The organism is Pseudomonas fluorescens (assembly GCF_000730425.1).
Lineage (GTDB): Bacteria > Pseudomonadota > Gammaproteobacteria > Pseudomonadales > Pseudomonadaceae > Aquipseudomonas > Aquipseudomonas fluorescens_X.
This window is the reverse complement of the sequence record NZ_CP008896.1, coordinates 559,259-573,089: the sequence shown is the minus strand read 5'-3', so window position 1 is coordinate 573,089 and position 13,831 is coordinate 559,259. Positions and strand designations below refer to the sequence as shown.

12 protein-coding genes are annotated in these 13,831 nt (G+C 61.8%); 6 read left to right on the top strand and 6 right to left on the bottom strand.

The genetic code is table 11. The features are described 5' to 3' along the window. Nucleotides 1-22: 22 nt before the first annotated feature. On the bottom strand, nucleotides 23-694 hold the full coding sequence (locus HZ99_RS02400; RefSeq protein ID WP_038441099.1) for a DUF3313 domain-containing protein: 672 nt from the start codon (nucleotides 692-694) through the stop codon (nucleotides 23-25). Nucleotides 695-887: 193 nt separating this feature from the next. On the opposite strand from HZ99_RS02400, the gene HZ99_RS02395 reads away from it, so the two are divergent. Then, nucleotides 888-3,191 carry a tetratricopeptide repeat protein gene (locus HZ99_RS02395; protein ID WP_038441097.1) on the top strand — a complete coding sequence of 768 codons (2,304 nt, stop codon included), beginning with the start codon at nucleotides 888-890 and terminating at the stop codon, nucleotides 3,189-3,191. A gap of 25 nt (nucleotides 3,192-3,216) precedes the next feature. Here the strand turns inward: HZ99_RS02395 and HZ99_RS02390 are convergent, their stop codons facing one another. Together HZ99_RS02390 and HZ99_RS02385 are read right to left on the bottom strand one after the other, a co-directional pair. Beyond that, a complete protein-coding gene (locus HZ99_RS02390) occupies nucleotides 3,217-3,711 on the bottom strand; it encodes a DUF934 domain-containing protein (RefSeq protein WP_038441096.1) in 495 nt (164 codons plus the stop codon). Then, complete coding sequence (locus tag HZ99_RS02385) at nucleotides 3,708-5,378, bottom strand: nitrite/sulfite reductase (RefSeq protein ID WP_038441094.1); 1,671 nt, start codon at nucleotides 5,376-5,378, stop codon at nucleotides 3,708-3,710. The genes HZ99_RS02390 and HZ99_RS02385 overlap by 4 nt, the downstream gene beginning before the upstream one ends. Before the next feature lie 239 nt (nucleotides 5,379-5,617). On the opposite strand from HZ99_RS02385, the gene ccoN reads away from it, so the two are divergent. The 3 genes from ccoN (at nucleotide 5,618) to HZ99_RS02370 (ending at nucleotide 8,152) form a co-directional block, all read left to right on the top strand. After that, nucleotides 5,618-7,045 carry a cytochrome-c oxidase, cbb3-type subunit I gene (gene ccoN / locus HZ99_RS02380; RefSeq protein WP_038441092.1) on the top strand — a complete coding sequence of 476 codons (1,428 nt, stop codon included), beginning with the start codon at nucleotides 5,618-5,620 and terminating at the stop codon, nucleotides 7,043-7,045. After that, nucleotides 7,045-7,266, top strand: coding sequence for a hypothetical protein (locus HZ99_RS02375; RefSeq protein ID WP_038441090.1), 222 nt, complete (start codon nucleotides 7,045-7,047; stop codon nucleotides 7,264-7,266). The genes ccoN and HZ99_RS02375 overlap by 1 nt, the downstream gene beginning before the upstream one ends. Nucleotides 7,267-7,450: 184 nt before the next feature. Then, complete coding sequence (locus tag HZ99_RS02370) at nucleotides 7,451-8,152, top strand: aspartate/glutamate racemase family protein (RefSeq protein WP_038441088.1); 702 nt, start codon at nucleotides 7,451-7,453, stop codon at nucleotides 8,150-8,152. On the opposite strand, the gene HZ99_RS02365 is transcribed toward HZ99_RS02370, so the two are convergent. From HZ99_RS02365 to HZ99_RS02355, 3 genes are all read right to left on the bottom strand, one after another. Beyond that, entirely contained in the window at nucleotides 8,140-8,652 is a 513-nt protein-coding gene (locus HZ99_RS02365) for a GNAT family N-acetyltransferase (RefSeq protein ID WP_038441086.1), read from the bottom strand. The genes HZ99_RS02370 and HZ99_RS02365 overlap by 13 nt on opposite strands. Before the next feature lie 60 nt (nucleotides 8,653-8,712). After that, complete coding sequence (locus HZ99_RS02360) at nucleotides 8,713-9,849, bottom strand: glycerate kinase (RefSeq protein WP_038441085.1); 1,137 nt, start codon at nucleotides 9,847-9,849, stop codon at nucleotides 8,713-8,715. 138 nt (nucleotides 9,850-9,987) lie between these two features. After that, on the bottom strand, nucleotides 9,988-11,088 hold the full coding sequence (locus HZ99_RS02355) for a sugar diacid recognition domain-containing protein (protein ID WP_038441082.1): 1,101 nt from the start codon (nucleotides 11,086-11,088) through the stop codon (nucleotides 9,988-9,990). A gap of 170 nt (nucleotides 11,089-11,258) precedes the next feature. On the opposite strand from HZ99_RS02355, the gene HZ99_RS02350 reads away from it, so the two are divergent. Beyond that, nucleotides 11,259-12,569: an MFS transporter gene (locus HZ99_RS02350; RefSeq protein ID WP_038441081.1), complete on the top strand. Its 1,311-nt coding sequence runs from the start codon at nucleotides 11,259-11,261 to the stop codon at nucleotides 12,567-12,569. Nucleotides 12,570-12,743: 174 nt separating this feature from the next. Then, nucleotides 12,744-13,586, top strand: coding sequence for a hypothetical protein (locus tag HZ99_RS02345; RefSeq protein WP_038441080.1), 843 nt, complete (start codon nucleotides 12,744-12,746; stop codon nucleotides 13,584-13,586). Nucleotides 13,587-13,831: the final 245 nt, after the last annotated feature.

The following is a 13,831-nucleotide window of genomic DNA, read 5'->3' as shown; positions in this document are numbered from 1 at the left end:
TGCCAGCTCCCACAGGGGTGGGTTATTTGGCCTTGAGTTTGACGTAGGACTGATGCAGGTCCGCCGCCCAACCATCCATCACCGCCTTCACGTCGGCGGCTTTCATGACCTGGGTGTCGTTTTCCAGGGGTTTGCCGGTGCCTTTGCGCACGACCTGGGCAATCACCCGGCCGCTATCGCCATCGAGAAACTGCGCTTCGGTGCCCAGGGTGGTTTCCTGGTCGCGAATCCCGGTGCCGGTGCTGACTGCCGCCGCCACCAGGGCGACAGGAATGTACTCATAGGGCTTGAGGCTTTCGGTCTTGCGGCTGACGGCAGTAATCGCCGCCCGCACCACAATCACCCCCGGGCCTGGCGCACTGGCCAGTGGCAGTGACTTGACCAGCTCGCGCTTGAGCGCCTGGTTGTAGTACTCATTGATGCTGCGCAAGGTGTCTTCGGGGATCTGCGCCGTGGCCTGGGGCTTGGGGAAGAACTGCGTCGGCTCGATAAACACCGAGGTATAGCGGTTCAGATTCAGCCTGGGATCCACCCAGCGCATCACCTCTGCCCCAGACGGCGACTTGGCTTCGCGCAATTGGCTGTAGTCCGAAAGAAAACCCGAATACTCATCTGGCTGGGGGACTTTACTCGCACACCCGGCGACCCCGAGTGAGGCAATGCACAGTGTGCTGATCATTAGCCCTAGCTTCATGGCGTAACTCCTTGGCGTTTATCGTCGAAACGTGAAGTTACAGGTATAGCCAAGTCTTGGGAAATAACCTGCCGGTTGCGCACAAGTGCGGCTTATTTCACAGCATCCATTTGACAGGCACCTAAGCTGCGTCGAAGCTGCACACAGCTTAAGCACGCCGCAGAGCGTCAATGCACCGGACATCGGAAGTCGCATGCCCAAGGTTACCCACCGTGATTCACCCCGTCGTTATCTCTACCCATTGTTGATTGCCGTTTTGTTGCTGGCGATGGCTGGGATCTGGCTGTTCCTCCAGGCCAGTACCCCCAGGCTGCCGCCACCGGCGCCCGGGCCTGTGGCCGTGGTTGCCAAACCGCCCGCAATGCCGCCTGCGCGCTGGGTGGACGAGCAACAGTGCCAGGGCTGCCACGAGCCCCAGGCCAAGGACTGGCAAGGTTCGCACCATCAACTGGCAATGCAGGAGGCAACGCCGGCAACAGTGCCGGCGGACTTCAACAATGCCGTGTTCCAGGGCGAAGGTGAAACCACCCGGTTCTTTCGCCGGGGTGATGAGTTCTGGGTCAATACCCCGGGCGTCGATGGCAAGGCCGCCGATTTCAAGGTGGCCTACACCTTCGGCATCGCCCCTTTGCAGCAGTACCTGATCGATGTCGGCGACGGACGCTTACAGGCCCTGGGCGTGGCCTGGGATACCGAGAAACATCGCTGGTTTCACCTCTACCCCGGCCAAGGGGTGAACTTCAAGAACCCACTGCACTGGAGCAAACCGAGCCAGAACGCCAATTTCATGTGCGTGGAATGTCACACCACCGGCTATAAACGCAATTTCGATGCCGCCAGGAACACCTTCGACAGCCAATGGAACAGCCTTGGCGTTGGCTGCCAGGCCTGCCATGGCCCGGCGTCCAATCACCTTGAGTGGGCGGCGAAAAAAAGCGACTTGCTGCATGCCGGTTTCACAGTGGACCTCAAGGACAAGGACGCCACCGTCGAACTCAAAACCTGCGCCCGCTGCCATGCCCGCCGCGCGCCATTGGGTGACGGTTATACCGTTGGCAAGCGCCTGATGGACGACTACCTGCCCAGCATACTGACCCGCGAGCTGTATGCCCTGGACGGCAAGATCAAGGACGAGGTGTTCGAACACGGCTCCTTCGCCCAGAGCAAGATGGCCGACAAGGGCGTGCGCTGTACCGACTGCCACAACCCCCATAGCAACCAACTGAAGGCCCCCGGCAATGGCGTGTGCCTGCAATGCCACAACACGGCGGGCAAGGCCGCTGTGACCTCGGTAGATGGCCGCGGGTTGCAGGCCAAGAACTATGAAGCGCCGCAGCACACGCGCCACGTTGCCGGGCAACCCGGGTCGTTTTGCGTCGATTGCCATATGCCCGGCAAGTTCTACATGGGCAATGACTTTCGCCATGACCACAGCTTCAGCATTCCCAACCCCGAGCGCGCTGCCAGGCTCGGCACCCCGGATGCCTGCCTGACCTGCCACCAGGGCAAGGCCGGCGACAACGTCACCGCGCAATTCAAACTGTGGGACAAAAGCCAGGCACTCCAGGCCCCGCGCTACGACGAAAGCCTGGCACTGATTCGCGGCGGCCAGCCGGGTGCTGCACAAGCGCTGTATGAACAGTTGGCGCGCAGTAACCTGCCGCAGATTCAACGTGCCACGCTACTGGCCGAGTTGCCCAACTACCCGAGCGAACAGGCCTTGAAGCTGGCGACCAAAGACCTGGGGCACCCTGCCCCACAGGTGCGCGAGAGTGCTCTGCGGGCGGTCAGCGCCTTCCTGCCGCCTGCCGAGCGCGTCGCGCTGTACGGTCCTCTGCTCAAGGACCCGGTGCGGGCAGTGCGCATCCTCGCCGCGCGGGACCTGCTCAGCGTCGCGGCTCAAGGCCTGGGCCCGGCCTGGGAACAGGCCATCCGTGAATACGAAAACGTGCAACTGAGCCTGCAGGAACGCGCCGAAGCCAACCTCAACCTGGCCATGCTGTACCAGGGAAGTGGCCGCGCCGCACAGGTCGAAGCCCAACTGCGCACGGCGCTGCTGCGCGACCCGGACTTCCACCCGGCCCTGGTCACCCTGGCGCAGTGGCTGGAAGCCAACGGCCGTAGCGAGGAAGCCCGGCGCCTGGTGGCCGACAGCCTCAAGCAACACCCCGAGGCGGCGCTGCTGCAACACACACAAGGGTTGATGCTGATTCGCCAAGGCAATACGCCGCCGGCGCTGGCGCACTTGCGCGAGGCCGCCCGCCTGGAGCCGGGCAACGGGCAGTACAGCTTTGTGCTGGCGGTGGCATTGCACGACGGCGGTCAAGTCGACAAGGCCTGCCAGCAGTTGGAAGACCTGCTCAAGCGCCAACCGTATAACCGTAATGCGCGCTTGTCGCTGATCCAGTACTACCTGGAGAACGGCCAGGAACCCAAGGCGCAGGAGGTGATGCAGGGCTGGAAAAAACTCAATCCCGCCGACCCGGCCTTGAAATAACCGCCTGGCACCGGCGATGCCGGGGCTAGCGTCGGCGAAACAGCGGCCTGGGCTCAATCACCGAGCGACCATAACTCACGCTCATGCCTGCCAGGCCCTTGAGCGCGTCGACAACCGATTTGTCCTCGCGCACGGCAAACCCATCGAAACCACACTGGCGCATATGGCTGAGCTGGTCACGCAGCACATCCCCCACCGCCCGCAGCTCACCCTGCCAGCCCATGCGCGTGCGCAGCAGGTAGGCCTGGCTGTAGGCACGGCCATCGCGAAAGCTGGGAAAGTCCAGGGCAATCAGCGGCAATACCGCAAGCCACGGTTGCAGGTGTTGCACGTCGTCATCCGGACCGAGCCACACCGCGTCCCGGGGCGGGTCTGACGCAATCCGGCGGCTCAGCCACAGGTCCAGCGGCAGGATCAGTGCGCCATCGGGCAGCGGAGCATCGGCGTCGCGCACCAGGGTCCAGGGATCATCCTGCTTGATACGGGCCACGCCCTGTTCCAGGCTCAACAGATTGTTCATGCCGATTGCACCACGTTGCCATACACCCGTTCCTTGAACGGCTCCAGGCCAATGCGCTGCACGGTATCGATAAAGGGTTCGTCGCTCTCCCGGTAGCGGACGTAGGTCGCGATCAAGCGTGAGATCACATCAGGCATCTCGGCGGCGCTGAATGACGGGCCAATCACCTTGCCCAGCGCACTGGCCTTGCCCTGGGCGCCTCCCAGGGTGATCTGGTACCACTCGCTGGCGTTTTTATCGACACCGAGAATCCCGATGTTGCCGATGTGATGATGCCCACAGGCATTGATGCAGCCGGAGATGTTCAGGCTGATGTCGCCCAGGTCATGCAGGTAATCGAGGTTGTCGAAGCGCTGCTGGATCGCCTGGGCGATAGGAATCGACTTGGCATTGGCCAAGGCGCAGAAGTCACCGCCGGGGCAGGCGATGATATCGGTCAGCAAACCGACATTGGCGCTGCCCAGGCCCTGCTCACAGGCCTGGGACCACAAGGCATGCAGCCGCGCCTTGGGCACGTCCGGCAGCACGATATTCTGCTCATGGGCGATACGTATTTCGCCAAAGCCGAACTGCTCGGCCCACTGGGCCACGGCATCCATCTGCCCGGCCGTCACATCACCCGGCGGCGCGGCAATCCCCGGTTTGGTCGACAGCACCACATTGGTATAGCCCGGCACTTTGTGGGGCTGCACATTGCGTGTCACCCAGCGCGCGAACGCCGGGCTCTCGGCCATCTGCGTGCCATAGTCCAGGTCGGTATCGGGCAGTGCCTGATAGGGCGGTGGCACAAAGGCTGCGGCCACGCGCTGGTACTCATCCTCGGTCAGTTGCGCCGGGCCATCGCGCAGGTGCTGCCACTCCTGCTCCACTTCCCGGGAAAACGCCTCGATGCCCAGGGCCTTGACCAGGATCTTGATCCGCGCCTTGTACTTGTTATCGCGCCGGCCATGGCGGTTATACACGCGCAATACCGCCTCGACATACGACAGCAGATGCTGCCAGGGCAAGCCATCGCGGATCTGCAGGCCGAGGATCGGCGTGCGTCCCAGGCCGCCGCCCACCAGCACGCGCAGCAGCATCTGGCCGCCCGCCTCCTGATAAAGATAAAGGCCGATGTCATGCATCATGATCGCCGCCCGATCCTGGCGCGCCGAGCAGATGGCGATCTTGAACTTGCGCGGCAAGAACAGGAATTCGGGGTTGATGGTCGACCATTGCCGCAAGATTTCCGCCAGCGGGCGCGGGTCCAGCCACTCGTCGGCAGCCACCCCGGCAAAGGCTTCGGTGGTGATGTTGCGCACACAATTGCCGGAGGTCTGGATCGCATGCATGTCGACTTCAGCCAGGCGCTGGAGGATGTCAGGCACCTGCTGCAACTCGATCCAGTTGAACTGCATGTTCTGGCGCGTGGTGAAGTGGCCGTAGCCGCGGTCGTAATCCCGCGCGATGCTCGCCAGGGTGCGCAACTGCCGGGCATCGAGGGTGCCGTAGGGAATCGCCACCCGCAGCATGTAGGCATGCTTTTGCAGGTACAGGCCGTTTTGCAGGCGCAGCGGCAGGAATTCTTCTTCGCTCAGGTCACCGGCGACAAACCGTTCGACCTGATCACGAAACTGCGCCACACGCTCGAAGACCAGGGCCCGGTCGTACTCATCGTACCGATACATCTCGCTACCTCATCATGGCTGACCGCGCTCGACGGCGGCGGTTTCTATGGAGGCGACTATGCACCTACGGCTCAAGGCGTTACAGATTCAGCTAAAAACTAAAAAACCATATCAGCCTGTGAATACACCATGTTTTAAGGGGCTAACTCTGATCCGCATTAATGTCATTTTTCTGAGCCTGTTTTGTTTTTCATGGATTTCCTACAGTGCCCGGGACTTGAAACCGTGGAAGACTGACCATGAGCACAGCATCAACCGGGCAGGCCTATAACTATAAGGTTGTCCGCCAATTCGTCATTGCCACCGTGGTGTGGGGCGTCATCGGCATGGCCATGGGGGTGTGGATCGCCTCGCAACTGGTGTGGCCAGACATGAACCTGGACTTGCCGTGGACCACCTTTGGCCGCTTGCGGCCGCTGCACACCAGCCTGGTGATTTTCGGCTTTGCCGGCAGCGCGCAATTTGCCGCCAGCTACTACGCGGTACAACGCACCTGCCAGGTGCGCCTGTACTCCGACTGGCTTGCCGCCTTCACGTTCTGGGGTTGGCAGTCAGTGATCGTGATCATGCTGGTCACGCTGCCCCTGGGCTACACCACCACCAAGGAATACGCCGAGATCGAATTTTCCGGCGCGGTGTGGATGACCGTGGTGTGGGTGGCCTACGCCATCGTGTTCTTCACCACCGTGGTGCAGCGCAAGACTCAACATATCTATGTCGGCAACTGGTTCTTCGGCGCGTTCATCGTGGTGATCGCCATGCTGCACGTGGTCAACCACCTGTCGATCCCGGTGGACTGGTTCAAGTCCTACCCAGTGTATTCCGGCGCTACCGACGCCATGGTGCAGTGGTGGTACGGGCACAACGCGGTGGGGTTTTTCCTGACCACCGGCTTTTTGGGGATGATGTATTACTTCGTGCCCAAGCAAGTCGGGCGACCGGTGTATTCCTATCGCCTGTCTATCGTGCACTTCTGGGCGCTGATCACCCTGTACATCTGGGCCGGCCCCCACCATTTGCACTACACGGCGCTGCCGGACTGGGCACAATCGTTGGGCATGGCCATGTCGCTGATCCTGCTGGCCCCCAGCTGGGGCGGGATGATCAACGGCATGATGACCCTCTCGGGGGCCTGGCACAAATTGCGCACCGACCCGATCCTGCGGTTCCTGGTGTTGTCGTTGGCGTTCTACGGCATGTCGACCTTTGAAGGGCCGATGATGGCGATCAAGACGGTCAACGCCCTGTCCCACTACACCGACTGGACCATCGGCCACGTCCACGCAGGCGCCCTGGGCTGGGTGGCGATGATCACCTTTGGCTCGCTGTACCACATGATCCCGAAAGTCTTCGGCCGCGAGCAGATGCACAGCGTGCCACTGATCAACCTGCACTTCTGGCTGGCAACCATCGGCACGGTGCTGTACATCGCCTCGATGTGGGTCAACGGCATCACCCAGGGCCTGATGTGGCGGGCAGTCAACGATGACGGCACCCTCACCTATTCGTTTGTCGAAGCCTTGCAGGCCAGCCACCCTGGGTTTGTCGTGCGATTTGCCGGCGGCGTGTTCTTCCTCGGCGGCATGCTGCTGATGGCCTACAACACCTGGCGCACCGTGCGGGTCGCAGACTTGAAGGTGGCGCACCGTGATGCGCAGATCGCCTGATGTGGGAAGTCATTTTTAACCTGGCGGCGGTGATCTGCCTGTATGGCGCCGTGGAGTACTGCTTGCGGGGACAATCGGGGACAGAGCTGGATGAAGCCAGCCTGATTCCGTTTGCCGACGACCCTGAGGTGGCACGACGGGTCGAGCTGGCGACGGGCAAGCAGGTCAACGCCGTAGCGCCTGAGGAAGCCAAGCCGGGCTGGGGCAACGTAGAGGTCTGAAGGCCGATGTTGGTCTTTTGTGGGGGCTTGCTCCCACATTGGATGTGCGGCGATGCCCATGCATCATGAAATCAGGTTGCGCAACTGCGCAGCCGGGAAATGGGCATCGTGCAGCGGCGCGGTATGACTAACGCCCGTGTGTTGGGTAAGGTGTGGCTTTCGCCCAACAGCTTGAGGAGTTCGCATGCGCACCATCGGCCTTATCGGCGGCATGAGCTGGGAGTCCAGCGCCGAGTACTACCGGATCATCAACCAACAGGTGCGCGACCGCTTGGGGCCGCTGCGCTCGGCGCAAATCCTGCTGTACAGCGTCGACTTCGGCCCGGTGGAGCAGGCCCAGCACGCCGGGCGCTGGGACGACGCGGCGCTGATCCTGCAGGACGCCGCGCGCCGTCTGCAAGCCGGGGGCGCCGACTGCATCGTGCTGTGTACCAACACCATGCATCGGGTGGCCGCGCAGATCGAGGCCGCCGTATCGCTGCCGTTCCTGCACATCGGCGATGCGGCGGGCGCGGCGGCGGTCAAGGCCAATACCCTGACCGTCGGCCTGCTGGGTACGGCGTTTACCATGGAACAGGACTTTCTCAAGACGCGCCTGGCGGCCCAGGGCTTGACCGTACTGGTGCCCGATGCCGACGAGCGCCGCGCCGTACACCGGATCATTTATGAAGAATTGTGCGTCGGCGTGATCAGCGATGCATCGCGCCAGGTCTACCAACAGGCCATCGCGAACCTCGCGGCCCGTGGCGCCCAGGCCATTGTCCTGGGCTGTACCGAGATTGGCCTGCTGGTCAGGCCCGAACACAGCCACCTGCCGTTGCTCGACACTACCGAACTGCACGCCCAGGCTGCGGTGGCGTTTGCCCTGGGCGATCAGGCAGTCTGACGCAAGCGCGCCATGCTCAGGGCGTCGACAAATGTGCCATCTCGCACGGCATAATCGCGCAGCCGGCCTTCAGTCTCGAAACCGAACTTGCGGTACAACGCCTGGGCCGGCTCGTTGTCGACATACACCGTCAGTTCCACCCGGTGCAGGTTCATCCAGTTGTCGGCCACCTCCAGTGCCGCGCCCAGCAGTTGGGTGCCAACACCCTTGCCCTGCCAAGCCACCGCCACCCCCATGCCGATACCGCCGACATGGCTTTGACGACTGCGCGCATACTGCTCCAGAGTGCAACTGCCAATCACCTCGCCCGCCTGCACCGCCACCAGCCTGAGCAATCGCTCATTGGTATCTGCCAGGCGCTTGCGCCAGACCTCCAGTGACTGGAAAGGCATCTGCAACACCTGACGGCACACGGCTGGGTCGTTATAGAGCGCCTGCATGCCTTCGAGGTGGCTTTCGGCAAAACGCTGGATCACGATCTTGGCGTCAGGTGCAGGCATTGTGTTTCATCCTTTGAAAGACAAGTGGCCGATCAGTGTAGGCGGTGATAACAAGCGCTGTCATCCCGCGCCCAAACGCCACACCCGCGCAATGTCCGCCGCCCGCTCACGCAACAGCCTCGGCGCTTCGCTACAGGCCTGTTCCAGGGTCATCGGGCCGCCAGGCAAGGCGAACGCGGCGTCGACGCCATGGGCGTACATCTCCTCGTAGCCCTCACCCAGCGTTCCGGCGATCACGATAACGGGAACCCCATGCTGCCTGGCGACCCGCGCCACGCCAAACGGGGTTTTGCCACGCAGGGTCTGGGCGTCGAAGCGGCCTTCACCGGTAATCACCAGGTCGGCACCACGCACGGCGTTTTCCAGGCCCACCAGTTCGGCGACCACCTCCACACCTGGGCGGAACTGTGCGCCGAGGAAGGCCTTGGCGGCAAAGCCCAGGCCACCCGCCGCGCCGCTGCCCGGTTCGTCGCGCACGTCCCGGGGCAAGACTGCGGCGCAATGGTCGGCGAAGTGTCCCAGGGCCTGATCCAGTTGCGCCACTTGCTGTGGATTGGCCCCTTTTTGCGGGCCGAAAATCGCCGAGGCCCCGTGGGGGCCACACAGGGGGTTATTGACATCGGCGGCGATGTCGAAGCGCACCTGGGCCAGCCGTGGGTCCAACGGTTCAAGATTGATGCGGGCAAGGTTCGCGAGCGCCAGGCCACCGCGCGCCAGGCTGGTGCCTTGGGCGTCGAGCAGTTGTACGCCCAGGGCCTGCATGGCACCGGCGCCGCCGTCATTGGTGGCACTGCCGCCAATCGCCAGAATGATCCGCCGGGCGCCAGCGTCCAGGGCGGCGCGGATCAGCTCACCGGTGCCGAAGGTGCTGCTGGAACAGGCATCGCGCTGCCCCGGCGGGACCCGTTGCAGGCCACTGGCTTCGGCCATTTCGATAATGGCCGTGGCACTCTCGGCCAACCACCCCCAGCGCGCCTCGACGGTGCCGCCCAACGGGCCTTGCACGGTATGGCTGCGCAATTGGCCGTGGCAGGCGGCGAGGACCGACTCCACCGTGCCTTCACCGCCATCCGCCATCGGGCACTGGATCAGTTCGGCATCGGGCCAGACCTGGGCCAGCCCTTGGGCAATGGCCTGGGCCACGCCTTCGGCACTCAGGCTGTCCTTGAACGAGTCGGGGGCAATGATGACTTTCATGGGCTTTCTCCGATTTTTATGACGCCCATGCTGCCAGTTGGCACCGGCAATGACGCCTGTCCGATGCACAAGCGTGGCTGGGGTTTGTTGTTCACTTCTACAAAAGCCCCTACCTTGCAGGAGCCGGCTTGCCGGCTTCTACGGGGTTTGGGGCAGCAGTTGCACGCCCAAGTACAGCGCGAGCATGCCATCGAGGGTCAGCGGGTCGACGCCGCTCAATTCGGCAATGCGCTCCATGCGGTAGCGCAGGCTGTTGCGGTGGATGCCCAGGGCATCGGCGCAGGCCTGGCTTTGCCCGTCGTGCTCACACCAACTGCGCAGCGTGGCCTGCAACTGTCCGTTGCTGTCCTTGGCCAGGACCTTGCGCAACGGGTTGAGCAGTTCGTCGAGGGCATCGTCGTTGCGATGGCGCCAGAGCATCACCGGCAACCGGTAGCGGTTGAGGGTCAGCAGACGCAACTGGGGCAGTACATCGCGGCCATAGGCGAGCAAGTCCGCCACGCGCCGATAGCAGCGGCGCAGCCCGGCCAAGCCATCTGCCTGGCCGCCCACGGCCACCCGCAGGATGCTCCAGCCCGAAGCCTCGAGTTTTTCCAGCAGCCGCGGGTTGTCGACCTGCACCGACGCCGGGCGGCACCACAGCAGCGAAAACGGTGCGCAGCTGACGCACCAACTGTCCGGGTAACGGGAGGCCAGCCAGCCTGCCAGTGCTTCGGCGGTCTGGCCCAGGCCCAGTTCAAACAAATAAGGGGTGCGCGGTAACTGCGGCTTGAGCCCCAGTTGCTGGGCCTCGTCCACCAGGCGCGGCGATTCGCCGCTCTCGGCCAGCAGCAACGCCAGCAGATCATCACAGCGTTGGCGCCGCCATTGTTGCTCTGCCTGTTGATGCCGTTGGCTGACCAGCATCTCGGCAGTCATGCGCACCAGTTCGGCATAGGTGCGCAGTCGTTGCGGTTCACCGCTGATGCCCAGCACCCCGATCAAGCGCTGGTCATGCAGCAACGGCAGATTGATCCCCGGCGCCACGCCCTTGAGGTGCTTGGCGGTCTGGCTGTCGATTTCCACCACACGCCCGTTGGCCAGCACCAATTGCGCGCCTTCATGGCGGGTGTTGATCCGCTCCGGCTCGCCGCTGCCGAGGATCAGGCCCTGGCTGTCCATGACGTTGACGTTATAGGGCAAAATGGCCATCGTGCGATTGACGATATCCTGCGCCAGGTCATGATCGAGTTCGAACATGGGGCTAAATTCCTTGAAAGCGCTGCATTACGCGATTGTTCAAAGGCACAGCGCAATGGATGGATCGCTGTGCGGGGGCACAAAGACACGGCACCGTCCCGTGACCGAGACTCTTGGGGCGATCAACGTTACCCTCGCATCGCGAAAAATCATAATAAAGAGAGAACGCCATGTCACAGAGCGCCGCCGCTACCCTGGCCAACGATGACGACAAAAACGCCGTCTACAAGCGCATCACCCTGCGCCTGATCCCCTTCATTTTCATCTGCTACCTGTTCAACTACCTGGACCGCGTCAACGTCGGTTTCGCCAAGCTGCAGATGCTCGACGCCCTGAAGTTCAGCGAGACCGTGTACGGCCTCGGAGCCGGGATTTTCTTTATCGGCTACGTGCTGTGTGGCGTGCCAAGCAACCTGGCGCTGACCAGGTTCGGCCCACGACGCTGGATCGCGCTGATGATGATCACTTGGGGCACCCTGTCCACCTGCCTGCTGTTTGTGACCACACCGACCCACTTCTACACGCTGCGCCTGTTTACCGGTGCAGCTGAAGCGGGCTTCTTTCCCGGTGTGGTGCTGTACCTCTCGCAGTGGTTCCCGACCTTCCGCCGCGGGCGGATCATGGCGCTGTTCATGTCGGCGATCCCGGTGTCCGGCCTGCTCGGCAGCCCGTTCTCCGGCTGGATCCTCAACCACTTCGCGGCCGGTCAAGGCGGCCTCGCGGGCTGGCAGTGGATGTTCCTGCTGCAAGGTGTGCCGACGGTAGTCCTTGGTGCCCTCGCCTACTTCCTGCTCAGCGACAGCTTCGCCAACGCCAAGTGGCTGACCGCCCACGAACGCGCAGTGCTCGAAGCCGACCAGGCCACCGACCTGGCCAACAAGCCCAAGACCACCACTGACTCGCTGCTGGAAGTGTTCAAGAACCCGGCAATCTGGGCGTTCGGCCTGATCTACTTCTGCATCCAGAGCGGCGTGTATGCCATCAACTTCTGGCTGCCGTCGATCATCAAGAACATGGGCTTTAGCGATAACCTGGTGATCGGCTGGCTCAGTGCGATCCCCTATCTGCTGGCAGCGGTATTCATGCTGGTGGTGGGCCGCTCTGCCGACCTGCGCAAGGAGCGCCGCTGGCACCTGGTGGTGCCGATGCTGATGGGCGCTGTCGGCCTGATCATCGCGGTGAACTTCGCCACCACCCCGGCCATTGCCATCCTCGGCCTGACCATCGCCACCATGGGCGCCCTCACCGGCCTGCCGATGTTCTGGCCCGTGCCCACGGCCATGCTCAGCGCCGGCGCTGCGGCGGGCGGCCTGGCGTTGATCAACTCCATGGGCCAGATGGCGGGCTTCTTGAGCCCCTATGTGGTGGGTTTTGTGAAGGATGCCACCGGGTCGACCGACCTGGCGCTGTACCTGCTGGCGGCGGTGATTGTCGCCGGTAGCGTGCTGGCGTTGCGCATGACCCGCACGTTAAAGGTGTAACACGCAAATGGCGCCCCGGAACGCGGGGCGCCAACAGCGTCTACCCGTTATGCCATAGCACTGGCCGCAATAAAAAATCATTATTTAAACCTGTCATATTTGACAGTATACAAGGACATTTTCAATTAATAGCATCCACTCTCTTCCAGCAATAACAGGATAGGGAGCCTTGACATGACACAGACACTAAACGACTCAGCCGTCCAAAACATCAGTGGGTCCTTCACGGCGCAAATAGAAGGTGAACATAACCACGCCTTTGTTGCACAACTCGACAGATCAGAAATTCGCCCCACCATGAACGGCAACTGGCTTATCAGCGGAGTCCAGATCACTGAGACGTGGGAAACGTATGTCATCAGAATTGAGCTACCTGACGATTTTCCCGGTAATGGAACGGAACATACTTATTCCATTCGCGAGCAGGCTGACCCAGACAGCGCCACAGTCATCGTCACCATGCACAGCACAGACTACATTGCCGATACTGGCAACATAACGCTGTCTTTAAAAAAAGGAAAAATGAGCGCCACCTTTAAGTTGCTGGCCAAGTCCGCAGACAAGGAAATCAAGGTACATAACGGCGAAATTCAGGTGCAAATGGGCTACGGCAACTTTGAAGTTGATTTTTACGGAAATTCAGCCCCCCTAAAAGACTTCGAAGCTCAGGTTTTAGACATCTACGACAGAACTGACCTCGATGGAAATCATACTAAATTTATTCGAGGCCAAGTTACTGAGGAGTTTCCTCCTATTCGTAACATCGTAACTGTCGCGCTGAGTGATAGTTTGCCGCCGGGCACCTATTCGTTGAGCGAGTCAGAAACCCGGGCACAGGTCAGATTTATCAGGCTGGATACGTACGGTGTAGTCATGGCACACAAGGGGGAACTGACAATCGAGTCCTTGCCCGCCACAGGTCATGCCGTCGGCAGTTTCAGTTGTACCTTCAAGCATGCGGACCACCCAGAGTTCACCGCTCAAGGCAGCTTCGACGTCACTGATTCGGTGGTATGAAGACACTGCGCCGCCCGGGTGTTGCGCATTCCCCCGCAGCAGGTGCGGATCGACAATGTGAAAGCAGGCCCGCTCGCGATGGCCGTGTGTCAGTCAACAGAACAGTATGTGCTGACTGATCCATTGCTTTCGCGGGCACGCCTGCGCCCACATTTTGTTGTGCCCGATTAGGGGCTCTCCAGCACTGTTCAAATTCGAACAGTTATTCAACACAGATGTCGTTTTTTGGCATAAACGACATGCCG

Bases quoted from the DNA above. Each gene is read 5' to 3' on its own strand.
- HZ99_RS02375 (WP_038441090.1), top strand. From the start codon at position 7,045: ATGTGGGAAGTCATTTTTAACCTGGCGGCGGTGATCTGCCTGTATGGC.
- HZ99_RS02385 (WP_038441094.1), bottom strand. From the start codon at position 5,378: ATGTATCGGTACGATGAGTACGACCGGGCCCTGGTCTTCGAGCGTGTG.
- HZ99_RS02345 (WP_038441080.1), top strand. From the start codon at position 12,744: ATGACACAGACACTAAACGACTCAGCCGTCCAAAACATCAGTGGGTCC.
- HZ99_RS02355 (WP_038441082.1), bottom strand. From the start codon at position 11,088: ATGTTCGAACTCGATCATGACCTGGCGCAGGATATCGTCAATCGCACG.
- HZ99_RS02390 (WP_038441096.1), bottom strand. From the start codon at position 3,711: ATGAACAATCTGTTGAGCCTGGAACAGGGCGTGGCCCGTATCAAGCAG.
- HZ99_RS02395 (WP_038441097.1), top strand. From the start codon at position 888: ATGCCCAAGGTTACCCACCGTGATTCACCCCGTCGTTATCTCTACCCA.
- HZ99_RS02350 (WP_038441081.1), top strand. From the start codon at position 11,259: ATGTCACAGAGCGCCGCCGCTACCCTGGCCAACGATGACGACAAAAAC.
- HZ99_RS02400 (WP_038441099.1), bottom strand. From the start codon at position 694: ATGAAGCTAGGGCTAATGATCAGCACACTGTGCATTGCCTCACTCGGG.
- HZ99_RS02365 (WP_038441086.1), bottom strand. From the start codon at position 8,652: ATGCCTGCACCTGACGCCAAGATCGTGATCCAGCGTTTTGCCGAAAGC.
- HZ99_RS02370 (WP_038441088.1), top strand. From the start codon at position 7,451: ATGCGCACCATCGGCCTTATCGGCGGCATGAGCTGGGAGTCCAGCGCC.
- ccoN (WP_038441092.1), top strand. From the start codon at position 5,618: ATGAGCACAGCATCAACCGGGCAGGCCTATAACTATAAGGTTGTCCGC.
- HZ99_RS02360 (WP_038441085.1), bottom strand. From the start codon at position 9,849: ATGAAAGTCATCATTGCCCCCGACTCGTTCAAGGACAGCCTGAGTGCC.